Below are 25196 nucleotides of genomic sequence, written 5' to 3'. Positions count from 1 at the left end.
GGCCATAATAGTTAGATTAATGGAAACATCACGCCAAGGAATGCACTAAGGGGCGATCCGGTATGCAGGAAGCGGTTCGGAAGACGGCAGGATCTTACCGGACGCCGGAGTCCGTCATCCTCCGTGTCGCCTTTCTCTCGCTTGCCGTCAATGCCGGGCTGGTCGTCGCAAAACTGCTACTCTCGGTCTATACAGGCAGCCTTGCCCTCCGTGCGGACGGCATCCACTCGTTCGTGGACGTGGTCGCCTCGCTTGCCCTGATCGTGGGGGTGTACCTCTCCTCGCGCAAACGCCGGGATTTCCCGTACGGGCTCTATAAGGTGGAGAATGTCGTCGCGGTAGCCATTGCCCTCCTCATCTTCTTCACGGCCTTCGAGATTGCGGCGGAGGCGGTGACGGGCGATGCCGCCGCCCAGCCCTACAGCGGGTGGGTCCTCCTCGCCGTTGCCGCCTTCATCCCGGTGCCGTATATCCTCGGCACCTACGAGGTGAACGTGGGGCGGAAGTACAACTCCCCGAGCCTGATCGCGGACGGGAGGCAGCACCGGGTGGATGTTCTCTCTTCCTCGGTTGTCTTCTTTGCGCTCCTCGGGCAGTTCTTCGGCATACCCCTGGACCGGATCGCAGCCGTCGTTGTCGCTGTCTTCATCGTCCGGGCGGGCTGGGGGATCTTAAAAGACAGCATGCGAACTCTCCTGGATGCCTCGGTCGATTACGATACGCTCAACGAGATCCGCAGCATCATCCTCTCGGATCCGAAGGTGAGCGGCATCAAGAGTATCACGGGCCGCAACTCCGGGCGCTACATCTTCGTGGAGGCGATGGTCGAGATGGCGGAGTCGGATTTTGGGAAGGCGCACCGGGAGAGCGAGCGCATCGAGCAGGATATACGGCTCCGGGTGCAGAACGTCGAGCGGGTCCTCATCCACTATGAACCCCGGAAGAAGACGCATCTACGGTATGCGGTGCCGCTGCAGGACCGGGAGGGGTCGGTCAGCGCTCACTTCGGCGAAGCGCCGTATTTCGCAATCCTTGACTATGACGTTGAGAAGAACCGCATCGAGCGCCAGGACACCATCTCCAATCCATTTACGGATGTGGAGAAGCGGAAGGGCGGACAGGTGGCTGAGATGCTGCTCGCGCAAAAGATCGATGTGGTCTTCGTGCATCACTCGCTCTCTGGGAGGGCGGCCGGCTACGCGCTTGAGGCGGCGGGAGTCGAGATGAGGGCGACCTCCGCGGCAACGCTTGCGGAAGTGATCGACGATGTGGTCGTGAATCATGGGGAGGAGACCGGCGCTTCGCCCCGGTGATCTCTTCGTTTATAGATCCGGGTGAGATGCCTCGACCGGCCGGAGGCATCAGGCTATGAACGAGAATTAAAATCCTGGCCTGTCTGCTGCATCCCGATATTTCAGTCCGCTTGCGTCTCAGGGTGTTCTGCCGCGCCTCACGCTTACGGCTACGACGATGGCCCCGATGATGAGAGCAACCGCTCCCGCCGCCGCCCAGGTTGGGGATGGGCCGACGACCTCCTCGCAGTTCGCGATGCATACTATCGGGCGCATCCGAAGGATTCCCGTGCCCTGCAGAAACCACAGCAGGCCGAGAAAACCTATAAAAGCGCCGAGAAGTGCTCCAACAACTCCTTTCGCATTCATGCTCGATCAAACGCCGTTTTTTGATGCAGGTAAAATAACTTCCGCTTTGCAGGGTCGTGACGCCGCCCGACATTCATTCCCGGCTATGAACATGACCGGGATAACACCGGGCGATTGCACCTTTTGCCAAACAACCTTCATCTCCCCCGAAATCCCATCTAGGTACCAATAAAGGACCCCTCTGTCCATCGGGTCACGGGAGAGCGGTATGCAGCATCACAAAAACATCATCCTCATCGGCATGCCCGGCGCGGGGAAGAGCACCGTGGGCGTCGTCCTTGCGAAAACGCTCGGCATGCAGTTCATCGATACGGACATCCTGATACAGGAACGGGCCGGGAAGATGCTCCAGGAGATCCTTGATACGGACGGGCCGGATGCGTTCAAGCGGATCGAGGAGGAGACGATCCTCTCCCTTCACCCCCGCAATGCCGTGATCGCGACGGGCGGCAGCGTGGTTTGCAGCCCCGATGCGATGGCGCACCTGAAGTCGGGAGGGCTGGCCGTATACCTGAAAATTTCGTACGAGGAGATGGAAAAGCGGCTCAAGAACATCACGACCCGGGGGATACTCCTCCTTCCGGGCCAGAGCCTTCGCGGGATGTACGACGAACGGGTCCCGCTGTATGAGAAGTACGCCGATCTCACCGTCGCGTGCTCGGGCGAGGATCTCGAATCCGTGGTCGAGAACGTGATCGAAGCGTTGTGAGGGGTCCGGGGATTACGATCCCGTCTCCGCGACCAGGATTCGCCCTTCCTCGCCTTCGGCGAAGCATACCGTGACCATCTCCCCTTCGTGCACGCCGAAGTCCGAATAGGGTTCGTTCAGGAGCGTTCCCCGCAATGACGCGCCGTCGTCCGACTGGCCTTCCAGGCGGACCCAGACTCCTTCGGGGATCGTTTCGCGGTCTTTTGAGCAAAGGATCACCGATACGTCGTCGAAATACCCCGGAGCCCTGAACCTGTCGAGGTCGGCCCTCTTCCTTACTGCCTGGAGCGCTTCCGGCTCGTAGTAGATGCGCCATCGCTGTTCTTCGAGCAGCGAGAGACGGTTCGCTTCGTCGTTCGACAGGAGCGTATACGCCTCGACTTCATCGGAGGAGAGTATGAGGCCTTCGCCGTGGTTCTCGAAGTTTACGACGATCTCCGGCGGCTTTCCCGCCCCGGTCCGGCACAGGGAGTGGATGCGAAAGGTGATTCCGTCCTCGTGATCGACGTAGAAGAAGCCGATGCACCTGTCCGCGTCCGGCCGCATCAGTCCTTTCGCGGAGAGGATACCGGAGATGCCGGCATCGATCTCTGCGATTGCCCACCTGTTGATGATCTCCCGGTCCGGGTAGGGTGTCGTTCTGTTGTTCATGGTACGTGTACAGGGTTTTCGTGTGCAGCATGAAAGGGGTTGTGAAATGTTTATGGGAAGTTCTTGATTTGCTCCCCCTGTCAATAAGAAGTATCTGAGTTGAGGAAGGGCCCGATATCGTCCCCGTCCGGGCATTGATTGAGATCCCTTGCAGATCACCTACGAAGTTAAGCGCACCGTTGCCGGGATGCTCTGGGACGGCATATCCCCCTGAGCAGGTCGTGGAGGGGGCCTCTGCACTTTATGGCATCCCGGCGGAGTGCGTGGAAGAGGTCGTGGCCGCGGTCCGGCCTGACTACTTCAGCCTCACCCAATGCTTGTTCGGGTAGATCGCGACGGTAGCACCGTCGTTCTGGAAATATGATCCTCCCGGATGTTTTGAACTCCAGTCGAGGTTAAGCCAGTATTGTGTTTGTCCGTTAGCGTTAGTTGTCCGGTATGCGATATTCTTACACTTGTATCTCTGACAGATGTAGTTCGCGGCTTTCTGGAGACTATCCTTATTGTTCGCTATGCAGATCTCTGCATAAGCATGACCTTCAACACTATCCGATGCCAGGATTACCCGAGGAGTACCACCTATTGCCAACATCGTTGATGCCACAAGAATTGTAAAATCGTCACAATCTCCCTTCAATCCAAGGTTGATAGTCCTGCTTGCAGGAGAGTAGTACTCGGTGCCCTTTGGATCGTTCACATAAGTCCATCGCTTGTAAATCTTTTCCCACATGTCGCATATCTGCGCGATGTTATAATTCCCACCATGGTCTTTATCAATCAGACTCAGAGCGAAATCCCGGGTTGTGGGGTTAGTGTAATCCATCGCTTCGACGATTTTCGAAGCTTGAGTATCTCCGTATGACGTCACGGGAGTGGGTGTAACTCTCGGCGTGGCGGTCCTGGTCACGCTAACCGAGGAGGAGGTAGCCGTCGGGGTCGCTGTCCCTACCGCGATCACGGAAGCCGGAGGGTCGATATCGATACCACCGCCACCGAGCTGAATGTACCCTAACTGATTCGCCGCCACAACGAACAGTCCTACACCGATGAGAAAGTACAGCACGGATGTGAGAATAGATCCCCATCCTTCAGATTGCGAGGGGGGTTCATACTTCTGTGGCGGTTCGTACTGGAACACGTCGTTATTGTCCCCCTCCATCAGTCTATCTAATTCCTCCTCATCCACTTCATTACCGAGGAACGCACCATTCACCTCATACCATTTACTATCAATCGAAATGTATTCCTGCCCGTTTATTGTCATATGCGGAGTATTTTCGAGGTCATATCTCTCCCCGTTAAAGTAAACAGACTCGCGCCGCACTACAGACATAACCGGGTCGCCCAAGATAGATCCATTTAGCTCGTACACCCGATCATCAAGTAGGATGTATTCTTGGCCGTCATCCACAAAATGAGTAGCATTTTCGACCTCATACCATTCTCCGTTGATGAGAACAGTCTCACGCTCTACCACAAAGGGATCTTCATCGTTGGACATACCACTGATTGAGAATCTGAGTGCGCATATATAATCATTTATATTTGCGCGCGCGGCCGCTACACCCTTTTTTTTGGTTACCGCCTCTGTAAGCCTCCTTACACTGAATCTTTGGTATACCTGAAACCGTATGGTCAGTGGAATAACTATATGGACAGTAGAACGGAGAAGAGAAAATGTCCCGCCCGTCGAAAGAAAAGAAATACGACCGTAAACGGAGAAAATGCACCTTTACCCTATCAGATCAGGCCCGTGATTTTCTGCAAAACAACGTTACGAATGCGTCCCGTTTCATAGATGAGTTGATAAAAGGAGCGGAAAAGGGGATTCAGTCAGCGATAGTGACTGTTTCCGCAATTGCGAGTGGGCTCGTCGAGATTCGAACTCGAGACCTCCGCCGTGTGAAGGCGACGTCATAACCAGCTAGACCACGAGCCCCATGCATCGACCGGGAATTGAACCCGGGCTATTGGCTTGGAAGGCCAAAGTCATACCACTAGACCATCGATGCAATGCACGGTATGCCTACATAGATTGACCGTGCTGAATATTAAATATTGGGTGAGAGAGGAGCCGGGGCGGGTTTAATACCCGCGCCGCTGCGCCTGCAGCTCCTCGAGGGCGGCCACCCGCTTCTCAAGCGGCGGGTGCGTGGAGAAGAGCTCCATCAGGGTGTTGCCCGAGAGCGCCGGGATGATGAAGAACGCGTTTGCGCCCTCCACTTCCTGCTTCTTCTCGGCGGGGACGTAGTCCATCCGCCCGCTGATCTTCTGGAGCGCCGATATCAGCGCCCGCGGGTTGTCCGTCAGTTCGGCGCTGCCCCGGTCCGCGGCGAACTCCCGGTAGCGGGAGAGCGCACGGGTGAGCAGGGTGCTCAGGACCCAGACGAGGATCGAGACGATGTAGACCAGGATCAGCGCGCCCATGTTGCTGTCGCGGTTGCCGCCGCCGCCGCCGAAGAGAGCCATGAAAAACCAGTTGCGCATGATCAGGAAGGCGAGCATCGATATGAAACTCGCCATCGTCAGGGTCAGCATATCCCGGTTCTTCACGTGCGACATCTCGTGGGCGAGCACCGCCTCGAGTTCCTCGCGGTTGAGCGTCCGCATGATCGAGTCGGTGACCGCCACGACGGCGTTCTTCGGGCTCCGGCCGGTCGCGAACGCGTTCGGAACCGGGGAGGTCATGATCCCTACCCTCGGTTTCGGGAGGCCCGCTCTCGCGGCCAGGCTCTCGATCATACGGTGCAACTCCGGGTACTCGTCCTCCTCGACAATCCGGGTGCTGGTGCTCCAGAGCACCAGTTTATCGGAGAAGAAAAACTGGAGGAACGCCATCCCGGCGGCCACCAGCAGGAGGAACTCAAAGGGGAATCCCAGGGCGGAAAGGACGCCTAGGAAGATCAGGTAGACTATGAGGAGCAGGAACGACGTGAGAAACATCCTCATAGTGAGACCGAAGTCGCGCGTCCACTTCATAGTACAAATAATATTGTGCCGGATCGCTATTAAGGTCTGTGCCACTCTCTCCGGTTGCTTCCGTTTGAACCGCGCTCCGGTGCGTTTTGCGCACGCGCCAGTGCCCTTATCTCTCTCCGGTGCCATAGATAAGAATCGGATGACGCTGAACGAAGTGACCATCAGCAGGGCCATTCTCGAGGAGCAGCACCGGGCGCTCATCGACCACCTCGAGATGGACGCCGCCGTCATCGGCGGGGGGCCCTCGGGGCTCGCCTGTGCCGCGCTCCTCGGAGAGAAGGGTGTTAAGTGCGCACTCATCGAGAAGAAACTCAGCATCGGCGGCGGCATGTGGGGCGGCGGGATGATGTTTCCCCGGATCGTCGTCCAGGAAGACGCGCGCCGGCTCCTCGACCGGTTTGGTATCGCCTACAAAGCGTTCGAGGAGGGCTACTACGTCGCGAAATCGGTCGAAGCGGTCGCGAAGCTCACCGCAGCCGCCTGCGACGCCGGCGTCGAGTTCTTCAACCTCACCACCGTCGAGGACGTCATGATTCGGGGCGACGGCAGGATCGGCGGCCTCGTCGTCAACTGGACGCCGGTCGATATGGCCGGGCTGCACGTCGACCCGCTCACCATGGCCTGCACCTGCACCGTGGATGCGACCGGCCACGACGCCATGATCGCCAGGATGGTCGAGAAGAAAGGCGGCGCACTCACGGTGAAGGGCGAGAGTTTCATGTGGGCCGAGCGCGCCGAGTCGCAGATCCTCGCCCACACAAAAGAGGTCTTCCCCGGCCTCTTTGTCACCGGGATGGCGGCGAACGCCGTTGCCGGGGAGTGTCGTATGGGGCCGATCTTCGGGGGGATGCTCCTTTCCGGGGAGCGGGCCGCGGAACTTGTTGCGGAGAGGCTCGGCCGGTAACACTTCAAAACTCTTTTCACCGCCCCGGCGGTTACCAATAAGTATGGAAGAGATCGATCCGGAACCCCTGGCCGAGGTCGCGTACGGGATCTTTGAGGTCTACCTCAACCGCGAGATCCGTCTCCGCGGCCCGTACCTGTTCGAACTCATCGAACAGGGAGCTGATTTCGAGGCCGACGTCCGCGAGATCTTCGGGCGGTTCGAGGAAGACTACCCGGAGCTCGCAGAAGCCCTCCTCCGACGGTTCGGCGGGATCGATGCGATCTATGCGCCCCTCCGGGAGGGCGAAGGGATCCTCCCCTCGAAGACGACCCGGATGTACTGGATCGTCCAGGACGCCCCCGCCCCCTCGGGGCGGGGCCTCGACGACGATCAGGTCGGGAAATGGCTCATATTCGTCGCCGCGGGCGAGGTAGACGAGGCGTGGCAGAAGGTTCGGGACGAAACGGTGAAGGGAACCCTCGGGATATCTGCGAAGGTCAGCACCGCCAAACCGAACCCGGACTCGCGCGACGAGCGGTCTGTCATCTACGTCTACACCCGGGACTGGGCGGACGAGGCCGATGTGATGCGCGTTCGCGAACGGCTCCGCGAGCTCGGGTTTACGGAGCGGATCGGCTACAAGCGCAACATCGAGACCTACAAGGGCGAGTACAGCGAAGAGGGCAGAAAAGTCACCTATTATAGCGCCTGAAGAACCGGGCGCTTACCCGTAAACAACGCGAAAAAGGGTATGCCGGGGGCCGGACGAGCGGCGTTACGCCTTCCGTTCCTTGGACTTGGCGCGGAGTTCGTCCGAGCCGCACTTTCGGCAGCTGGTCGCGCGGATCGCGTTCCGTGCGTTGCATTTCATACAGATCTTTACGTTGAGCAGACGTGCTTCAGCTTCGGGAAATCTCGCCATGTTAAAAACACCACTTGTCAGTTGGGTACTATTCGTTCTTGCTCATATTAACAGTTCTGTCGTCTCCGGCCTCCCGCTCGACCCAGGCGCGGAACGCCTCGAGCGCCCGTGCCCGGTGAGAGATCCTGCTCTTCTCGGCGAGCGGGATCTCGGCGAGCGTCCGACCGTCATACTCGAAGATCGGGTCGTAGCCGAACCCTTCCTCCCCCCGGGGGGCGACGATCGTCCCGGGGAGAACTCCCCGGAAGACCCGGATGCCGTCCTCGCGCGCGAACGCGATCGCCGTCTCGAACCGGGCGCTCCGATCCTCCACGCCCTCCATCAGTTTCAGGACCCCGGCGTTGCCGATGGTGTCGTGAACGTAGGCAGCGTACGGGCCCGGGAACCCGCCGAGCGCGTCGACGAAGAGCCCGGTATCGTCGACGATCAGCGGCCGGGAGAGCGTCCTGTAGGCAAACTCCGCCTTCCCGCGGGCGATCTCCCCCACGTCGGCGTGACGGAACTCCGGGCATTCCAGCGCGACGTGCTCGATCGTGAGCACCCCCGCAAAGTAGGCCGCCACCTCCCGCGCCTTGTTGGCGTTGCTCGTCACCACCGCGACCTTCACAGGTACCGCCCCCGCAGTTCGACCTCGTGCTCCCGGGCGAGAACCTCGCCCGCCCCCGGGAAAACGGCCGTGTAGCCCTCGACGAAGGCCTCCTTCAGTTCCTGAAAGTTCTCCGTCGTGCTCTCGAGCGTCTGGAAGAAGACGTGGAGGTCGACCCCGCGGCTCTCGACCTCGGAAGACGTCGACGCAAGCCCGAAGTCGATTAAGACGCACTGGCCGTCGCGGACGATCATGTTGCTCGTCGTCAGGTCACCGTGGACGATCCCCGTCCCGTGCAGCCGCCCGACCGCCTCGCCCGCGAGCCGGATCGTCTCCGGCGCGGTGACGTACTTCAGCACCTCGCCCTTGATCCGCTCCATCACGATCGTGTCCGCGGTGATGTCGCGGATCACCGGGGTGGGAACGCCCGCCCGCCGCGCCGTCGCGATCAGGCGCGCCTCCGCCCGGGTCCGCTCAGCGATCAGACGCCGATCGAGAGCCGGGTAACGGTAGCGCTTGCCCGTCCGGCGCTTGATCACGTTTCCTTCCCCGATCTCCACGACCGCCTCCGCGCCGCGGGCAACGCCGCCCTCGTGCGGCCCGATAGAAAAGACTTCGCCGGGCTCCGTCCGCCAGGCGACCTCAACCTCGTCCGCCCGGTAACCGGGGCGTATCTGCGACTGATCAAGAGGGAGGACGACACCGTGCTCCAGCATGATCTTGCCCGTATAAGCGATCATCGCGCCGTTGTCGCCAAGGAACGTCCGTTCGGGAACAGCGAACGCTGCCCCCCGCTCCTCGCACATCACCCGGAGCATCTCCTGCAGCCGGCCGTTCGCGCCGACCCCGCCGACCAGCAGCACCTCGTCTTTGCCCGCGTGGGCGAGCGCGCGCTCCGTCACCTCGACACACATCGCGAACGCGGTCTCCTGCAGACCGAAACAGACGTCTTCGAGCGGCGCACTGCTCTCCTGGGCGGCGCTGACAAGCCCCGAGAAGGCGAGATCCATCCCCTTCACCGTGTAGGGGAGCTCGATGTAATTCCCCTCGCGCGCAAGCCGCTCGATGGCCGGTCCGCCCGGGTGCGGGAGATCGTGGCTCCGGGCGAACTTGTCGAGCCCGTTCCCGAGCCCGATATCCAGCGTCTCCCCGAATATCCGGTAGCGGCCGTTTAAGTAACCGAGCACCTGCGTGTTCGCGCCGCTCGCATACAGGACGATCGGGTCGGAAAACCCGGTCGCCCACCTCCCGATCTCGACGTGCGCCACGCAGTGGTTGACGCCGACGAGCGGCACGTCGAGGGCGATCGAGAGGGCGCGTGCGGCGGTCGCCACCGTCCGGAGCGACGGCCCGAGCCCCGGTCCCTGGGAGAAGGCGACCGCCCGGATTCGCTCCGGCTCCGTAAGTACCCGGGAGACGACCTCCTTCATCGCCGAGGCGTGATGCTGCGCGGCCTCCCGCGGGTGGATCCCGCCCTTCGGCGGCACGTACGGCGACGAATGGAGGGCGACCAGGTCGTCCCCGAAGAGAGCGGCACTGAGGTTCCATGCGGTTCCTTCGAGCCCCAGCACCAGCCCATCGTCGGGCATTATATCCGGCATAAAAACAGGTATCGCTCCGTTACGAGAAAAAGGCCGGCCGCGGCCGTTGCCGCGTCCGTATCTTGTATCCGCGTGAGGATCTACTTCTGGAATTCAGTGTAGCCGCACTTGCCGCAGGCTACCCGGTCCTTGTGCGCGGCCATCAGCACGCCGGGGCCGCACCGGGGACAGTGCCGCTTCTGCAGAACTGCCGTATCGCCCTTGACTTCATAGCACTCGTGTCTCTTGACCGCCATGCCTTACGCCTCGCTCTCCGCCTTCGGCTCGCCGCGCTTGAGCAGGTACTCCCGCTCGGTCGACTTCTTGGTCTCCTCGTCGTCGTAGATCCGGGCACGGCCGAGAAGTTCCATCTTCCCGAACCGGGTTCTCTCCAGGTCCAGCACGAGGAGGTTCTCATCCTTGTTCTGCAGTGCGGCGAGCTTCTCCTGGATGCTCTTCCGCGAGGGCGTCGCCCCGTCGAAGGTGAGAGTAAACTCAAGTTCTCTCCTCTTCAACACCTCGTTCCTCACATCACGGGTAATTTCGAAGTCCATCGATATCCCTAAAATATTGTCGACCGGTTTATTTATACTCTGGGATGGAGTGCGGGTTTCCCCGCATCCCTCACTCGCGCACGAAGATGCTCAGCATCGATGCGGCCTCCTGCTTCGCCGCAGTGTCCACGAGCCGGAGGACGACTCCCTCCGCCGGCTGGCCGTAAAGGACGGCGGCCCCGTCCGGCGCGGCGAGGACGAGCGGAATGACCGCGAGATCCTCCTCGCCGTCGACGAAGATCACTGCGGGTTGACCCCGGACCGCCTCGTCGATTGCGTCCGTGAGTTCCCCGGTGATCGTGCCGGGAGGATTCTTCACCGTCAATCGTCTCGCCCGGAGGAGGGGAGAACGGTTGCAGGGTGTGCGCATCGTGTAACCGTCGATGATGGCGATGTCCGGGACGACTCCCGCGGCAAGGAGGTTGTGGGTCACCACATCGCCGACGGCGTAGACCGCCCGGCCTTCGAGCCGGGGGAGGAGTTCGTCGACACTCGTATAAAGGGTGCCGAACGGTTTTTTGAAAAGATCCCGGTGCGCTTCGGGAAGCCGGAGCATCAGCGGACCTTCAGCGCGTACCTGCCGGCCATGGTGATGTTCATCTTCTTTGCTATCTCCGAATGCTCCGGATCGATGATCACGACGTAGCCCGCCCAGTCCTCGCTCAGGTTCGACGTGCCGCAGATCACGCAGCTCTCTCCCTCGACGACCCGGTGGCACTCGCGGCAGACCTTGAGCACCTTCTTACGGACGACCATCCTATGCCGCCCCCTTCTTCTCCTCTTCGAGTTCCTCTTCCAGCCAGGTCGTGGTCCCGAGACCCGACTGGCGCATGGTGAGGCCGATCTTGCTCTCCCTCGGCTCACGCTCGTTCAGCGAGAGCGCAACGATCCGGGCCCGGACACCGTCGCCGACGGTGATCGCTCGCTTCGAGTCCTGGCAGACCAGCCTGCCGTTCTTCTCGTCGTAGTTGATGTATTCGTCCGATATCTGGCTCACGTGGAGCATGGCATCGATGGGCCCGAGGCTGACGAAGGCGCCGAAACTCGTCGTCTCTACCACCTGACCCTCGATCACTTCCTGGAGCGCCAGGCGGAGCACCGCCGCCTCGAACCTGACGTCGTAGTAGACGGCACCGTCTCCGGGGATCAACTCCCCCTCGCCGACGTTGAGAATATTCGTCACCGCAATGAAGATGCCGATCTCCTTTGCGATGCTGCCTTCCAGCTGTTCCTGCAGTACGTTGAGGATAACCTTCTCCAGGTCTTCCCCGAGGCGGTGCGGCGGAACGCGCACCTTGTCCTCCAGCGTCATCTTATAATACATGGTTTCACTTATCCCCTCATCAGCTCCAGTGTTCTCCCTCTCCGCATCGAAACAACGTCGATCCCCTCGCGGAGGAGAGCGTTCCGGAGCTCCCGATCATTCGTCACCACGGCGCATCCTTTCTGCCGGGCGTACTCGATCACCCGGTCGTCCACATGCTCCGCGGTACTCCCGCTCGGGACGACCGTTGAGCGCCGGGCCATTGCAAGGCCCACGCGGGCGGCAGCCGCATCGCGGCCGCGGCCCCGGGCGAGCCCCGAGAGCTCACCGACCACCTCTTCGAGCGTTACCGGTTCGAAATCCCCGAAGAGGCCCATAAGCTCGTCATACAGGTCGATCCCGAACTGGGCCGGCATCAACAGGGCGTTCGTGTCGAGGAGCACCCTCACTCGACCAGAACACCCATGCCGATCAGCCGCCATCGTCCGCCGACCTGCCTGCTGATGGCGATCCGTGCGCCGACCTCCGCGCAGACCGCCCGTTTCAGCTGAACCTCCACCTGGTTCTTCTTCGTGTTCACGATCACGCCGACGGTGACGGCGGTGCCGACCGAGAGCATCAGCGGCTCCTTGTGCTTCAAGGGCTCGATGATCTGTTCGCTGTCCGCGCCGACCACCCTGTCCATGAGCGTAACGTCGAACTTCAGCCGTTCCCAGACCGGCGGGAGTTTTCCCGCGAGCCCGGCGACCTGCCCGGCGAGGGCGTCGCTCTTCGTCAGTGCCGGATCGAGTTTCGTCGCGACGCCGAGGAGGCCCCCGGGCGCTGCCTCGGTCACGCCGATCTTGCCTGCGTTGATGGAGGTGATCTTCGTCTCGATCGGCTCCCACTTCGTCCGGTTCTCGATCTGGACCTGCCGGCCGGGACGGATCTCGATGTCGTCCCCCTCACGCAGTACTCCCCGGATGAGCGAACCACCGATGACGCCGCCCTTCACGTCCCGCCAGTTGCAGCCGGGTTTGTTGACGTCGAACGACCGCGCGACGAGCAACAGGGGATCGATCTCCGGATCGCGTTCGGGCTCCGGGATGACCGTATCGAGGGTCTGGATCAGGGCACCGATATTGACTCCCTTCTGCGCGGAGACCGGGATGATGGGTGCGTTCTCGGCAATGGTGCCCTTGACGAACCGTTTGATCTGTTTGTAGTGTTCCAGTGCCTCGGCCTGCGTAACCACGTCGATCTTGTTCTGGACGATGACGATCCTCTTGATACCGATCAACTCGAGCGCCATCAGGTGCTCCTTGGTCTGGGGCTGCGGGCAGACCTCGTTTGCAGCGATGACGAGCATCGCGCCGTCCATCAGCGCGGAACCCGAGAGCATCGTCGCCATCAGCGTCTCGTGGCCGGGGGCGTCGACGAACGAGACCGTCCGGAATGGAACCGCCTTTTCTTTGCAGTCCGGGCATTCCGGTTGCGAGGTGTAGGCATCAGCCCCCTCGCAGTTCTCGCATTTGTAAAAAGTCGTGTCCGCGTAGCCGAGCCGGATGGAGATGCCGCGCTTGATCTCCTCGCTGTGCCTGTCCGTCCAGGTTCCGGTCAGCGCGCTGACCAGAGTGGTCTTGCCGTGATCGACATGACCTACGAGCCCAATATTGACACCGGGAATGAATGCATCTCGCAAAAGTTTTCGAACCTCCTTATCCAATATATAGTGACACTACTTATACATAATCAGTAGGGATTATTCTGCCGCCCGGTACCGCGCTTTTATACTGCGCGCGGGTGATCCCCCGGTTGCCACCTCCTGTTCGGCATACGAAGTATGAATAATGCCCTGGTTGTTAGCGAATATTTATACTCTATGAAGAGAGATATGAAAACTGATCGCAATGCCAGGCGATGCTGAACTTTCACGTATCGGGATCTCGCTGCCCAAGAACCTCCTCGATAAGTTCGACGAGATCCTGAGCCTCCGGGGGTATTCCTCCCGTTCCGAAGGGATACGGGATTCAATACGAAGTTATATCACTCACTACCAGTGGATCTCCGACGTAAAAGGCGAGCGCCAGGGCGTCATCACCATGGTCTACGACCATGACCAGCGTGGGCTGCTCCAGACGCTCACCGAGATCCAGCACCAGTATGCCAGCAGCATTCAGGCATCTCTGCACTCGCACGTGACCCACAACAAGTGCCTCGAAGTGATCCTGATCCGGGGGGACGGGGCCGTACTGAAGGACATTACCGAGAGACTGATGGCGCAGAAAGGCGTTGAGGCGGTGAAACTCACCACCATACCGGTCGAGGGTTAACCGCCGCCCTCGCAGCTCTGATCGGTCCCTTTATTCCAGACCTCCTCGAGCTGCTCCTGGAGTTCCCTGTGCTCCTTGAGGTATTCCTCAAGAGAGCGTTCTTCTCTCTCTACCTTCCCGGTCGTTTTGTCGGCGCCGATGAGTTCGTCCACCCGGTAATAGAGTCCGGTGCTGTCGATCTCGGCGTACCTCCGGCCGTCGATCTCCTCGATCCGCACGACTTTCCCGGTCGTGCCGGTGCGGGGGTACCGGACGACTGCGCCCACTGCTACGTCATCCGTGCTCATACGAGGTAGTATATCTGCCATACTATTAAGGTATCACCTCCAAGGTATCTTCAATGGCAATCACGATTCGCCCGGTAGAGAAACTATACTTCGATGGAACCCACCGTTCCCGGTCTCCTGAGGAGACTCGTGCCGCCGTGGAGCCGCTGATGACGGAGATCGGCGTCACCGAGATCATCGACGTCACCCCGCTCGACCGTATCGGGATCCCGGTTTTTGCGGCGGTTCGGCCGGGAGCGGCCCGGGGAGCGGCCCGCGTCCATGCGGGAAAGGGTAAGGAGCCGGTTCACGCCCGGGTCTCGGCGATGATGGAGGCGCTCGAGCGCTACTGCGCTGAGTATCGGGGCGACCGGATGGAGTGTGCGACGTACGAAGAGATCGGCCCGGGAAGGGCGGTGCATCCCGAAGACCTTCTCCTCCCCCGGAAACTCGAGCAGGGGGAGATGGTTCACTGGACGCCGGCGTGGGATCTCCTGAACGGCGAGGAGATCTACGTCCCGAGCAACGCCGTCTTCCACCCCTACGACTCGCTCGGCATGGCGTTCCCGCTCTTTCGGAGCGACACGAACGGGCTGGCATCAGGCAACGTCATCGAAGAGGCGATCCTGCACGCCCTCTTCGAAGTGATCGAGCGGGACGCGCTCAGCATTGCCGACCAGAAGCGCGACCTCGGCCGCCGCCTCGTCATCGAGAAGGAGTGCGCCGCCCGCGAGGTCATCGACCGGTTCGAGGAGAACGGGATCGATATCCACCTCTGGCTGCTCGACGGGAAGACCGGTATCCCCACGGTTGCGGCGGCCGCGGACGATACCGTCACGAAGGATCCGGCGATGCTCGTCATGGGGTCGGGGACGCATCTCTCCCCGGAGATCGCGGCGCTCCGTGCCCTGACCGAGGTCGCCCAGAGCCGGGGGAGTTACCTCCAGGGTGGCGCGAACGACCCCCAGCGAGAGATGGTCATCAGGAAGGCCGGATACGAACGGCTGAAGCGGATCAACCGGATCTGGTTTGCCGACGCCGAAACCGTCGATATCACCGCCGTCCCCGACGCGAGCACCCGGCGGTTCGACCTCGACATCCAGCAGGTGCTCGAGGAGATCGGCCCCCACACAGACAGGGTCTGCGTCTGCGACCTCTCGAGGACGGCGGTGCCGGTGGTCCGGGTCGTCGTCCCGGGCTTCGAGGTCTCCTATATGGATCCCGGCCGGAAGCGGGCGGAGCAGGGCGAGGATCTCCCCAGGTTTTAGTCCCGGAGGTTCCTGCCCCTCACCTCCGCGGCGCTCCCGCTCCGGGCGTTCCGCCCGTCGCAACTCGAAAACGCTTCGCGTTTTCTCAAGCTCCGGTTCTACGAACCGTCGCATTCAACAGAACCGGACCTTCTTCAGGATGTCCACGACCCTCCTCGTCCCCCGGTTCAGCGGTCTCTCCACGGGTTCGAACCGCTTCCCCGCGAGGGCCTGAAATATTGCGTGAATCGCCTCCCCGATCGACGGGCCGTAGCCCCCTTCGAGCGTCAGCGCGAGGGGGAGATCCGTGCCGTCGATCAGCATCCCGGCGAGGACCCCATAATCGTCGGGTTCGAGGTTCATCCGCCCGTGCTCGTCGTCGGCGAGGCCGTCCTGCCCGGCCGAGACGATCAGGACGTCGGGGCGGAACCGGGTGATCGCCGGGACGAAGACCTCTTCGAAGACCAGGGCGTAATCGGCGATGGTCGATCCCGGCGCAATCGGGGCGTTGAGGGTGTAGCCGCGACCTCTCCCGGTGCCGATCTCGTCCACCCACCCGGTCTTCGGGAAACTGTTCTCCTCGTGCACCGAGCAGTAGAGCACCCGGTCGCTCCCGTAAAAAGCCGTCTGGGTGCCGTTGCCGTGGTGCAGGTCCCAGTCGAGGATCGCGACCCGGTCGACCGACTGGAGTGCTTTCGCCGCCGCGACGGCGGCGTTGTTGAAGATACAGAACCCCATCGCCCGGTCGGGCTCCGCATGGTGGCCCGGCGGGCGGACCAGTGCGAAGAGGTGCTCGCCCTCGAGTGTGCGTTCCGCCGCCGCGAAGGTCGATCCGGCGGCATAGGATGCGGCATCGAATGAGTGGCAGGTGACGTAGGTGTTCACGTCCAGAAAACAGGTTCCCGTTGCCATCTCCCGCACCCACCGGACGTACCGGGGGTCGTGAACCCGTTGCAGGTCGCTCTCGGTGGCGCGGACGGGAGCACGCCACCTCACGTTTTCAGGGATCCCCGAGAGGGCCGCCCGTAACCGGGCACCCGACTCGGGGTGAGCCTCCATGTCGTGCCTGGTAAAGACGTCACCGTAGATGACTGAAGACCGCATCCTCGTCAGTTGATGGTGCGTCCCTGCTGGATATCCTCTTCGGTGACATCGAACGCCTGACCGGTGCCCGCAATCCGGTACTGCCCGGTCGCCTTCACCTCGCCCGACCACCCGGACGTTGCGTACGGGACGACGAACGTACCGTTCACGCTCTCCTGCCGGTAGGTGAACTCCCGGCCGGTGTTCGTGACGATGGGGACTTCGATGATCCCCTCGCCCCTGATCGTGGCTCCGGGAACGTACTCGAATATCTTGACGGCTTTAAGGTCGGGCCCGTCTTCACCGACGTTGCCGTAGACGTTTCCGGGCGTCTCGTGGACGAGCCGGTAGTGCTGGAGCGCCGGCACCCGCTCGAGCGGCTGGAGGATCGAGTCCCCACGGTACTGGTAGTACATGTTCAGCAGCGTCGCGCCCGAACCCGGCGGCGCGTTCTGGTTATAGGCCTCCACCGCGGCCGCGCCTTCCGTGGCGTTCATCTGCTGGGTACGCGTGATGACCGGGAGGGACGTGTTCGCCCTGGCCGGTTCCAGGTACTCGGCGTAGATCACCTGCGATGTCGGATCGGTCATGGACCCGTCGAAGTTATGGAGCCGGGAGATCATCGTCAGGTAGTATTCCTGGTTGTTGAACGGCACCGCCTGGTAGTTCGTCGAGCCGCCGCTCTCCGGGAGGAGGTAGTAGGGCTGGAAGGGCTCTTGCCCCACGTCGGGGTCTGCCCAGGTCGCCGGGGCATGGAACTTCGAGGTGTCGAGCAGGATGTCGGTGACGATGTAGCGGGTGCCGATGTTGTCGAGAACCCGGTTTGCGGCCTCTTCATCGGTCGAGATGAGGTAGGTCGCAGAGCCGTTCGGGCCGGTGACGCCGTGCTGGAACGGATTGTTGTTCGGGATCCGCTTCGCAACGAAGGTGATCCAGTGACCGTAGTCCCACCAGGACATGACGCCGTAGGCCTCTTCGGGGTAGACGAAGGTCTCTTTGTCATAGATCGCGTAGTAATCGACGCCGGGGTCGGGGGTGTTCTCGCCCATCCACTCGAGGGCTTCCATCCACTCTGAGTCCATGCCGGAATACTTCGCGCCGGTGGCGAGAGCGATGTTCCCCATGAGGGATGTCCCGGCAAAGAGGAGCGTGACGGCGACGACCGCGGCGAGCGCTCCGATCTTGAGATAATCCGGCTGGTCACGCCTAGGGGCCTTTGCCTTCCGGGTATCGGGAGCCTTTCCTCCCTTCTTGCCCTTCTTTGCCGGTGTCTCCTGCTTTTCGGCGGCTTCAGGTGCGGGAGATGCCTTGCTGCCGCCCCCTCTCCCGAGGAGGCGTGCAACGTCTTTCCAGGTCGCATCTATGACCGCGCCTGCGAAGACCGCCGAGAGCAGGGCGATATTTGCGGCGAGGTAGTACTCGTAGCGGACGTGTGCGGCGGTCGACGCCAGGATGATCCCCGACCAGATCAGGACGAAGACATGGGCCGGGTTCACCCGTTCAAGGTTCTTCCAGAGGAGGGCGGCAGCCCCGCCGGCCGCGAGTACGAGGCCCCAGTGGAACGTCGCCCAGGCGGCGGCAAACGACCATGCCCGTGCCTCCTGGACGGTCGTGGTGACCGCCGCTTCACCGAAGAAGGAGACGAGGCTCGATATGAGGAGATTGTAGATCTCCGGCAGGGCGACGTAGAGCACCGCGACGGCGAGCGCCGCGGCGGCCGCGAGCGCGACGGGGAAATAGTACTTCGGCCGGTCTTTCAGGAAGACCGAGAGCCCGTAGAGCGCGAGCGTGCCCGCAATGAGGCCGGCGTAAGCGATGACGTGCCCGATGCTGTACAGGGAGAGGCCGAGGCCGGGGTGCGGGAAGCCGAATGCAGCCATCCCTACGATGACGGCGGCGAAGACAACGGCGTTTACGAGAACCAGGTACTCGCTCGATCTCTCCTGGAAGAAGTCGAGGATGAACTGGACCAGAGTGAAGGCTACAACGATGAGTGCGAAGAGAACCATCGTCGGCATGTTGAAGAACCCGAGGAGGTACGCGATACCGGCGAGAGCCGCCGTGATCACCGGGATCTTCAGGGTCTCGAAGTTCTTCAGGGATATCTGCCGGTCACGTGCCGCGAGCAGCGCCGCAACGTAGGCGAGGACGAAGATCGTCGAGAAGAGCGTCTCTGCGATATGGTGGTCGACGAAGCCGAAGAGGGATCGGTAGGCGTAGTTACTGCCGATGACCGCGATGAGGCCCGCCGCGATGAGGCCGGTCTTCCAGTCGGCGATCTTTCTCGCGAGCAGGTAGATGACCGGCACCATCGCCACGGCCATCAGCGGCGGGACCCAGGACGCGACCAGCATGATCTCGGGGCGCGTCGCTGCGCCGGTGAGGACGCAGAGCGCTGCTATGATCTGAACAAAGAGCGGCCCCCAGTAGATGACGTCGCCGGTTGGGTAGAGCGTCATCGTGTCGAACCAGGCGTAGTTCGGGAAGTTCGCGACGCTCTGCTCCACCTGGCGAAGGCTGTACCAGGGGTCGTTGCCCAGGAGATTGACGCCTTCGGCTGTCACCAGACCTTCCGAAGGGATGCCCCGCGTCCATAGCGTGAGCAGGGCAAACAGAACGATGATACCAATAATGATGTAGGGTTGGTACTTCTTGAGATCCATCTGAGCCATCGGACACTCCTTGTTACGAATCTGTTTCCCTTCGAACCATTAATAACCTTGGCGTATCCGCGACACTGGGAAAAGAGTGGATTTCAGCGTGTTCCCGTCAACCGCTCAAAGATCTTCTCGAACGCCTCGGCCTTCTTCTTCCAGCTGTGCTCCTCGATCCCGGCCGGGCACCGCCCCGGGGAGCGGGCCAGTTCGTCGACCCGCTCCAGGAACTCATCTCTGTCCCGGTAGACGGCGATATGGTCGCCGCCCATCCGGAGCATATCGGGGATGGGGGTGGAGAGGATCGGTTTCCCGCAGGCCGAGTACTCGAAGTACTTGTTCGGGAGCGCAATATCGATCCACTGCGGGGGGGAGAGCGGGATGAGGCAGAGGTCCATCGGCGCGATGTAGCCGGGGAGGTCGCGGTAGTCGACGGCACCGGTGAAGTGCACCCGGCCGGCAACCCCGAGCCGGGCAGCGAGCGCCCGCAGTTCGTCCAGGTAGCCGGTGAAGAGCGAACCGCCGACGATCAGGAGTTCCGCGTTCGGGTGCTTCGTGAGAACATCCGGGAATACCCGGATCACCTCGTCGAGGGCATACCACCGCTCAACCGCTCCCGCAAACCCGAGCACGAAGGCGTCGGGGGCGATCCCGAGGGCGGAACGCATCGCCCCGTCGTCGGTCGGGCGGAAGAGGTCGGTGTCGACGCCGTTCGTGATCAGCTCGGCATCGTAGCCGTACCCCCGGAGTTTCTCGACGAGCCCCGGGGAGACCGTCGTGACGACATCGCTGTGGTCCAGGTTGTAGCGGGTTATGGCGAGGACGCCTTCCCGGAGCAGCCATTGGACGCCGGGGTTTTTGTAGTAAGCGGCGGCGGAGTCGGGGAACCAGTCTTTGAGGTCGAAGACCACCGGGACGCCGGACTTCTTCGCCGCCCGAACCATCGCCGTCCCCGCAAGGACGTGAGCCCCGACGACGACGTCGATATCGTGGTCGCGGATGATCTCGCTGATCACCCGGTAGTGACGGGGTGCGTTCAGGGTGTAGTGGAGGAACGGGCTCTCGACGGGAAACCGCGTCGCCTCGTGGACGTGAAGAAGGGTCTCGCGTTCCTTGCCCCGGCTGACGTGGAAGTGGGGGACATGAACCTCGTGCCGTTTCGCGAGCTCCTCGAAGATGTTGTGATGCCTCGAGGGGATCGGGTGGTGGATGTAGTCCTGTGTGGAGACGAGGAGGATCTTCATTGTTATCGTAGATGGTGGGTTATGCGGCCTGGAGTTCCCGCACCGCCTCACAGATATACGCAAGTTCTTCGTCCGTCACCGCCGGGTGGACGGGCAGGCTCACGACCGATGCCGCAAGGTCGTCCGATGCCGGGCAGGAAGCGCGCTCGTTTTCGTAGACGGGCTGCCGGTTGACGGGGATGGGGTAATGGACGGCGGTCCCGATCCCCTTACCGCCGAGAGCGCTCATGAACGTGTCTCGCGTGAGCGGGTAGCCGGCCGGGAGTTTAACGACGTACTGGTGGTAGACGTGCCGGACGCCCGGTGCGACGCAGGGCGTCGCGAGCCCCGTGCCCGCGAGGTGGCGGTCGAGGTAGCGGGCGTTCTCGATCCGGCGCTCGTTGAAGCCCTCGAGCCGGCCGAGCTGCACGAGGCCGATCGCGGCGTCGATGTTCGTCATCCGGTAGTTGTAGCCGACGGCCGAGTGAAGGTATTTCTGGCTCTGGCCGTGGTTGATGAGGAGCCGGACGCGTTCCGCAAGGGCATCATCGTCGGTCGTGACCATACCCCCCTCGCCGGTGGTCATGTTCTTCGTCGGGTAAAACGAGAAGCAGGCAAGGTCGGCGAGACTCCCCGCCCGTCTCCCGTGGTACTCCGCGCCGTGCGCCTGGGCCGCGTCCTCGACGAGGACGAGGTTATGGTCGTCGCAGACCTCGCGAACCGCACCGACGTCGAACGGCTGCCCGAAGAGGTGGACGCCGACGACCGCCCGGGTGTCGGGCCGGATGAGAGCCGCGACCGAGTCCGGGTCGATGTTGAACGTCGCAGGATCGACATCCGCAAAGAGCGGTGTCGCCCCGCACATCGAGACGCTTGACGCCGTTGCAAAGAACGTGAATGCCGGGACGACCACCGAGTCCCCCGGCCCGACGCCGGCGGCGAGGAGAGCCGCATGGAGCGCCGCGGTGCCCGAGTTGACGCCGATTGCGTGGGCGGCACCGCAGTAGTCCGCGAACCGTGACTCGAACTCCGTAACGACCGACCCCTGGGCGAGCATCCCCGACCGCATCACGTCGGCGACGGCCGCGATCTCCTCCTCGCCGACGAGCGGCCGGGCGATGGGAACCTTCACCGGCACCGCCTCGCTTCAGGGGGGAGCGGCCGGAACCGTGCCGGAGCCCCCACCGCGAGCATCGCGGGCGGGACGTCCTTCGTCACCACCGCGCCCGCGGCGACGAACGCTCCCTTCCCGACGGTGACGCCGGGGAGGATCGTCGCGTTCGCACCGATGACGGCATCGTTCCCGATCACCGGCCCCCGGAGGGATTCGTGCGGGCCGGGCGGGTAGCGGTCGTTCGTCAGCACGGCGTTCGGGCCCACGAAGACCCGTTCCCCGATCCGGGCGCCGGTGGGGACGTAGACCAGGCTCTGGAGCCGGACGTCGTCGCCGATCGTGCAGTCGCCCTCGATCACCGCCGCCGTCCCGATCGCGACGCGGTCGCCGATGGTCGTCTTTTCGCGGATCAGCACGTTATGGCCGGTCTGAAAGGCATCGCCGATCACGACGTCGCAGTAGATGATCGTGCCCGACCGGAGGACGGCGCCCCTCCCGATGGTGGTGCCGGGGTAGTCGCTCTCTCCCATCCGGTCGCGGGAGGGAAACCCGACGGTCACCGGCTCGAATATCGTCGCCCCCTCGCCGAGGGCGTTACGTCCATACTCAATCATTCAACGGTCACGCTCTTTGCCAGGTTTCGCGGCTTGTCGACGTCCCGCTGCAGGGCACATGCGGTGTGGTAAGCAAGCAACTGCAGGACGACCGACGCGGTCAGCACCTGCACCAGATGGTGTGTGTTCGGAATAGGGATGAAGATGTCCACGATCTCGGCGAGTTCCGTATCCCCGGCAACCCCGAGAGCGATGACCGGGGCTTTCCTTGCCTTCATCTCCTTGATGTTCGAGGTCATCACGCCGTAGGTCGAACCGGGGGTGCAGACGGCGACCACCGGCGTCTCGGGAGTGAGCAGGGCGAACGGCCCGTGCTTGAGTTCTCCCGCCGCATACCCCTCGGCGTGGACGTAACTGATCTCCTTCATCTTCAGGGCGCCCTCCATCGAGACCGGGTAGAACGGCCCTCTTCCCACGAAGAAGACGTGTTCGGCCTTCGAGCAGAGGGCGACCGCTTCCTTGATGTCCTGGAGAAGGACGTCGCCGATGGCCAGGTGCGCGTGTGAGAGGGTATCGTCGAACGCCCCCTCGCAGCGCAGGTTGACGATCTCCATCAGCGCCGCAAGTTGCGCCGTGTAGGACTTGGTCGCGGCGACGCCGATCTCGGGCCCGGCCCTCATCAGGAGTGTCTCGTCCGCAACCCGGGTGACCGTGCTCCCCTGCATATTGGTGATGGCGAGCGTCGGGCAGTTGCGGGCCTTCGCCATCTTCAGGGCGGCGATCGTGTCCGCCGTCTCCCCCGACTGCGAGACCGCGATCACGAGGCCGCGAAGGGGTGGGGTGAAGTACTTGAACTCCGACCCCATCTCGACCCGTACCGGTATGCCGCAGAGCGGTTCGGCCAGGTACTTGAAGACCAGAGCGGTATGGTAGGACGTCCCGCACGCGACCAGGGTGATCTCGTCGGTCTCCGTGACCATCCGGCGCACGTGCTCGTCGATGCCCGCCCTGATGGTCTCGTAGAATGACTGGGGCTGCTCGTAGATCTCTTTTAACATGTAGTGGGCGAACCCGCCCTTCCGGGTATCCTCGACGCACCAGTTGATCAGTTCGATCGGGCGCTCCACTGTTTGGCCGTCGTGGTAGATGGTGCAGCGACCGGATGCGAGATCGGCGACGTCGCCGTCTTCGAGGAAGATCACGCGTTCGGTGTACTCGAGGAGCGGCGTCATGTCCGAGGCGGCAAAGACCTCGCCGTCCCCGACGCCGAGAACGAGCGGGCTTGCGTCGCGGGCTGCGACGATTTGCTGCGTATCCTCCGCGATCACGAGGACGGCGTACGAGCCTTTGAGCAGGGGGAGGGTCGCGTTGACCGCCGCGAGGAGATCGCCGTCGTAGTGCTCCTCGATGAGGTGGGCGATCACCTCGGTGTCGGTCTCCGACCGGAAGGTGTGACCGCGCCCTGCGAGTTGCCGCTTCAGTTCGCCGTAGTTCTCGATGACCCCGTTGTGCACCACGGCGATCCTTCCCGAGCAGTCGGTGTGCGGGTGGGCGTTGAGGTCGCTCGGTTCGCCGTGGGTGGCCCACCGGGTATGCCCGATCCCGGCGTATCCCCGGAGATCGGCCGCCCCTGACTCGCCGTCCGAGATGCGGCCGGTCTTCTTGTAAACCTCGATTGCGCTCCCGACCGTCGCGATGCCGAAGGAGTCGTAGCCCCGGTATTCAAGCCGCTTCAGGCCCTGGATCAGGACCGGGGTTGCATCCCGTCTCCCGATATAGCCGACGATTCCGCACATCTACATCACCCGTGTCCCGTCCTCGATGATGCCGATCACCGTCTTCCCCTCCCCGACGGTGACACTGTTACCGGCGATGCAGTTCTTAAACGTTGTGAATGGTGCCGCGCGGACTCCCTCACCGAGGACTGCGCCGAATTCCTCCTTCTGTATGAGGCCTCCGACCTCAAGGAGGCTCGCGGACGGGTAGGTGGTGGTGTGGTCGGCGAGGATGCACCCCTGGCCGAAGACCGCCGAGACGATCCTCGAATGCGACCCGATCGTGACGTCGCTCATGACGAGCGAGTCGGCGACGTAGGTGAACGGTTCGAGCACCACCCCGTCGCCGATGCTCGTATCGGGCATGATCACGGTGTTCGGGCCGATGCTGCAGTTGTTTCCGATGGTTACGGGGCCGCAGATGACGGTGTTCGGGCCGATGGTCGTTCCGGTCCCGATATGCACGGTGCCCCGATGAATGACGGATGCGTCGACCGCCCCCGCGATCCGGGGCTTGATCTCCTTGAGCATCCGGCTGTTCAGTTTCAGGAGATCCCAGGGGTAGACGGCGTCCTGCCAGTCGTCTGCCGGGATCGCCCGTATCCGCCGGCCCGATGCGATCATGGTGGAGAGGGCGTCGGGGATCTCGTTTGTCTGGAGGTAGGAGAAGACGTCGGGGGTGAACGAGTAGATCCCGGTCGATACCGTGAACGTCGGGGCGTCTTCGGGTTTCTCGACGATCTCGCGAACGATGCCGTTCCTGATCACCACGACCCCGAAGTTCGAGGGGTTCGGGTGTTCGGCGACGAGCATGGCGTTCTGCTCCTCCTTGATCCGGGCTATCGATTCGGCGTTGATGTAGTTGTCGCCGGGAAGAACCAGGAAGTTGTCCGTGATCTCCGACTCGGCCGCCCGGAGAGCATCCGCGGTCCCGAGCTGGCGCTCCTGGACGACGACCTGGATCGGGGCGTCGAGCCTGTTGAGGTGCCGGATGACCTCCTCTTTGCGATACCCGACCACCACCACGATGTCGCGGATTCCGTTCTCCAGGAGGGCGTCGATGACGTACTCGATGATCGGCCGGTTTGCGACCGGGAGCATGGCCTTGGGCTTGCTTCTCGTCAGCGGCCGCAGACGGCTCCCTTCTCCCGCTGCTAGAATGACTGCCTGCATCAT

At 62.3% G+C, this 25196-nt stretch carries 28 protein-coding genes and 2 tRNA genes; 6 read left to right on the top strand and 24 right to left on the bottom strand.

Annotation, left to right across the window (positions count from 1 at the left end):
- Window positions 1-62 precede the first annotated feature (62 nt).
- A complete protein-coding gene (locus tag MEMAR_RS11155) occupies window positions 63-1313 on the top strand; it encodes a cation diffusion facilitator family transporter (protein WP_011845089.1) in 1251 nt (416 codons plus the stop codon).
- Between the two features lie 117 nt (window positions 1314-1430).
- On the opposite strand, the gene MEMAR_RS13205 is transcribed toward MEMAR_RS11155, so the two are convergent.
- Window positions 1431-1568, bottom strand: a complete 138-nt coding sequence (locus MEMAR_RS13205; protein WP_187147925.1) for a hypothetical protein — start codon at window positions 1566-1568, stop codon at window positions 1431-1433.
- A gap of 301 nt (window positions 1569-1869) precedes the next feature.
- Between MEMAR_RS13205 and MEMAR_RS11145 the strand changes: the two genes are divergently transcribed.
- Complete coding sequence (locus MEMAR_RS11145) at window positions 1870-2370, top strand: shikimate kinase (protein WP_011845087.1); 501 nt, start codon at window positions 1870-1872, stop codon at window positions 2368-2370.
- Between the two features lie 12 nt (window positions 2371-2382).
- Here the strand turns inward: MEMAR_RS11145 and MEMAR_RS11140 are convergent, their stop codons facing one another.
- From MEMAR_RS11140 to htpX, 5 genes are all read right to left on the bottom strand, one after another.
- The gene (locus tag MEMAR_RS11140; protein ID WP_011845086.1) at window positions 2383-3021 is read right to left on the bottom strand and encodes a hypothetical protein; all 639 of its coding nucleotides are present in this window, start codon (window positions 3019-3021) and stop codon (window positions 2383-2385) included.
- Window positions 3022-3316: 295 nt separating this feature from the next.
- Window positions 3317-4522, bottom strand: a complete 1206-nt coding sequence (locus MEMAR_RS12545) for a hypothetical protein (RefSeq protein ID WP_011845085.1) — start codon at window positions 4520-4522, stop codon at window positions 3317-3319.
- Between the two features lie 364 nt (window positions 4523-4886).
- Window positions 4887-4960 (bottom strand) — tRNA-Val (locus MEMAR_RS11130).
- A 2-nt stretch (window positions 4961-4962) separates the two neighbouring features.
- A tRNA-Gly gene (locus tag MEMAR_RS11125) sits at window positions 4963-5033 on the bottom strand.
- 73 nt (window positions 5034-5106) lie between these two features.
- Window positions 5107-6000, bottom strand: coding sequence for a zinc metalloprotease HtpX (htpX, locus tag MEMAR_RS11120; protein WP_011845084.1), 894 nt, complete (start codon window positions 5998-6000; stop codon window positions 5107-5109).
- A 139-nt stretch (window positions 6001-6139) separates the two neighbouring features.
- Here htpX and MEMAR_RS11115 point away from each other — a divergent pair, with 139 nt between their 5' ends.
- The gene (locus tag MEMAR_RS11115; RefSeq protein WP_011845083.1) at window positions 6140-6904 is read left to right on the top strand and encodes a sulfide-dependent adenosine diphosphate thiazole synthase; all 765 of its coding nucleotides are present in this window, start codon (window positions 6140-6142) and stop codon (window positions 6902-6904) included.
- A gap of 43 nt (window positions 6905-6947) precedes the next feature.
- On the top strand, window positions 6948-7598 hold the full coding sequence (locus MEMAR_RS11110; RefSeq protein WP_011845082.1) for a putative phosphothreonine lyase domain-containing protein: 651 nt from the start codon (window positions 6948-6950) through the stop codon (window positions 7596-7598).
- Window positions 7599-7661: 63 nt separating this feature from the next.
- Here the strand turns inward: MEMAR_RS11110 and MEMAR_RS11105 are convergent, their stop codons facing one another.
- From MEMAR_RS11105 to MEMAR_RS11060, 10 genes are all read right to left on the bottom strand, one after another.
- Window positions 7662-7808 (bottom strand): 50S ribosomal protein L40e, encoded by a 147-nt coding sequence (locus tag MEMAR_RS11105; RefSeq protein WP_011845081.1) that lies wholly within the window; start codon window positions 7806-7808, stop codon window positions 7662-7664.
- A 28-nt stretch (window positions 7809-7836) separates the two neighbouring features.
- Window positions 7837-8415, bottom strand: a complete 579-nt coding sequence (rdgB, locus tag MEMAR_RS11100) for an RdgB/HAM1 family non-canonical purine NTP pyrophosphatase (protein ID WP_011845080.1) — start codon at window positions 8413-8415, stop codon at window positions 7837-7839.
- Window positions 8412-9995 (bottom strand): bifunctional N(6)-L-threonylcarbamoyladenine synthase/serine/threonine protein kinase, encoded by a 1584-nt coding sequence (locus tag MEMAR_RS11095; protein ID WP_011845079.1) that lies wholly within the window; start codon window positions 9993-9995, stop codon window positions 8412-8414. Before MEMAR_RS11095 ends, rdgB begins: the two co-directional genes overlap by 4 nt.
- A gap of 80 nt (window positions 9996-10075) precedes the next feature.
- Window positions 10076-10231 carry a 30S ribosomal protein S27ae gene (locus tag MEMAR_RS11090; protein ID WP_011845078.1) on the bottom strand — a complete coding sequence of 52 codons (156 nt, stop codon included), beginning with the start codon at window positions 10229-10231 and terminating at the stop codon, window positions 10076-10078.
- Window positions 10232-10234: 3 nt separating this feature from the next.
- A complete protein-coding gene (locus MEMAR_RS11085; RefSeq protein WP_011845077.1) occupies window positions 10235-10528 on the bottom strand; it encodes a 30S ribosomal protein S24e in 294 nt (97 codons plus the stop codon).
- A gap of 70 nt (window positions 10529-10598) precedes the next feature.
- A complete protein-coding gene (locus MEMAR_RS11080) occupies window positions 10599-11084 on the bottom strand; it encodes a GTP-dependent dephospho-CoA kinase family protein (protein ID WP_011845076.1) in 486 nt (161 codons plus the stop codon).
- Window positions 11084-11284 carry a transcription elongation factor subunit Spt4 gene (gene spt4, locus MEMAR_RS11075; RefSeq protein WP_011845075.1) on the bottom strand — a complete coding sequence of 67 codons (201 nt, stop codon included), beginning with the start codon at window positions 11282-11284 and terminating at the stop codon, window positions 11084-11086. The genes MEMAR_RS11080 and spt4 overlap by 1 nt, the downstream gene beginning before the upstream one ends.
- A gap of 1 nt (window position 11285) precedes the next feature.
- Window positions 11286-11852 carry a DNA-directed RNA polymerase gene (locus MEMAR_RS11070; RefSeq protein WP_011845074.1) on the bottom strand — a complete coding sequence of 189 codons (567 nt, stop codon included), beginning with the start codon at window positions 11850-11852 and terminating at the stop codon, window positions 11286-11288.
- An 8-nt stretch (window positions 11853-11860) separates the two neighbouring features.
- On the bottom strand, window positions 11861-12241 hold the full coding sequence (locus MEMAR_RS11065) for a type II toxin-antitoxin system VapC family toxin (RefSeq protein ID WP_011845073.1): 381 nt from the start codon (window positions 12239-12241) through the stop codon (window positions 11861-11863).
- Complete coding sequence (locus MEMAR_RS11060) at window positions 12238-13473, bottom strand: translation initiation factor IF-2 subunit gamma (protein WP_011845072.1); 1236 nt, start codon at window positions 13471-13473, stop codon at window positions 12238-12240. The genes MEMAR_RS11065 and MEMAR_RS11060 overlap by 4 nt, the downstream gene beginning before the upstream one ends.
- A gap of 208 nt (window positions 13474-13681) precedes the next feature.
- Between MEMAR_RS11060 and nikR the strand changes: the two genes are divergently transcribed.
- Window positions 13682-14104: a nickel-responsive transcriptional regulator NikR gene (gene nikR, locus MEMAR_RS11055; protein ID WP_011845071.1), complete on the top strand. Its 423-nt coding sequence runs from the start codon at window positions 13682-13684 to the stop codon at window positions 14102-14104.
- Here nikR and MEMAR_RS11050 read toward each other — a convergent pair.
- Window positions 14101-14391, bottom strand: a complete 291-nt coding sequence (locus MEMAR_RS11050; protein ID WP_048063850.1) for a DUF2098 domain-containing protein — start codon at window positions 14389-14391, stop codon at window positions 14101-14103. The genes nikR and MEMAR_RS11050 overlap by 4 nt on opposite strands.
- A 53-nt stretch (window positions 14392-14444) precedes the next feature.
- On the opposite strand from MEMAR_RS11050, the gene MEMAR_RS11045 reads away from it, so the two are divergent.
- Window positions 14445-15638: a YcaO-related McrA-glycine thioamidation protein gene (locus tag MEMAR_RS11045; RefSeq protein WP_011845069.1), complete on the top strand. Its 1194-nt coding sequence runs from the start codon at window positions 14445-14447 to the stop codon at window positions 15636-15638.
- Between the two features lie 114 nt (window positions 15639-15752).
- On the opposite strand, the gene MEMAR_RS11040 is transcribed toward MEMAR_RS11045, so the two are convergent.
- From MEMAR_RS11040 to glmU, 7 genes are all read right to left on the bottom strand, one after another.
- Complete coding sequence (locus tag MEMAR_RS11040) at window positions 15753-16721, bottom strand: histone deacetylase family protein (RefSeq protein ID WP_011845068.1); 969 nt, start codon at window positions 16719-16721, stop codon at window positions 15753-15755.
- Window positions 16722-16726: 5 nt separating this feature from the next.
- Window positions 16727-19372: an oligosaccharyl transferase, archaeosortase A system-associated gene (locus tag MEMAR_RS11035; RefSeq protein WP_011845067.1), complete on the bottom strand. Its 2646-nt coding sequence runs from the start codon at window positions 19370-19372 to the stop codon at window positions 16727-16729.
- Window positions 19373-19455: 83 nt separating this feature from the next.
- The gene (locus MEMAR_RS11030) at window positions 19456-20598 is read right to left on the bottom strand and encodes a glycosyltransferase (RefSeq protein WP_011845066.1); all 1143 of its coding nucleotides are present in this window, start codon (window positions 20596-20598) and stop codon (window positions 19456-19458) included.
- Between the two features lie 19 nt (window positions 20599-20617).
- Window positions 20618-21709 carry a DegT/DnrJ/EryC1/StrS family aminotransferase gene (locus MEMAR_RS11025; RefSeq protein WP_011845065.1) on the bottom strand — a complete coding sequence of 364 codons (1092 nt, stop codon included), beginning with the start codon at window positions 21707-21709 and terminating at the stop codon, window positions 20618-20620.
- Window positions 21706-22305 carry an acyltransferase gene (locus tag MEMAR_RS11020; protein WP_011845064.1) on the bottom strand — a complete coding sequence of 200 codons (600 nt, stop codon included), beginning with the start codon at window positions 22303-22305 and terminating at the stop codon, window positions 21706-21708. The genes MEMAR_RS11025 and MEMAR_RS11020 overlap by 4 nt, the downstream gene beginning before the upstream one ends.
- Entirely contained in the window at window positions 22302-24041 is a 1740-nt protein-coding gene (glmS, locus tag MEMAR_RS11015) for a glutamine--fructose-6-phosphate transaminase (isomerizing) (RefSeq protein ID WP_011845063.1), read from the bottom strand. The genes MEMAR_RS11020 and glmS overlap by 4 nt, the downstream gene beginning before the upstream one ends.
- Window positions 24042-25196: a bifunctional sugar-1-phosphate nucleotidylyltransferase/acetyltransferase gene (glmU, locus tag MEMAR_RS11010; RefSeq protein ID WP_319638631.1), complete on the bottom strand. Its 1155-nt coding sequence runs from the start codon at window positions 25194-25196 to the stop codon at window positions 24042-24044. It lies immediately after the preceding gene.

Source organism: Methanoculleus marisnigri JR1 (assembly GCF_000015825.1).
Taxonomy (GTDB): Archaea; Halobacteriota; Methanomicrobia; order Methanomicrobiales; family Methanoculleaceae; genus Methanoculleus; species Methanoculleus marisnigri.
Note: the sequence above shows the minus strand (reverse complement) of the source record. Positions and strands in the feature narration are given on the sequence as shown.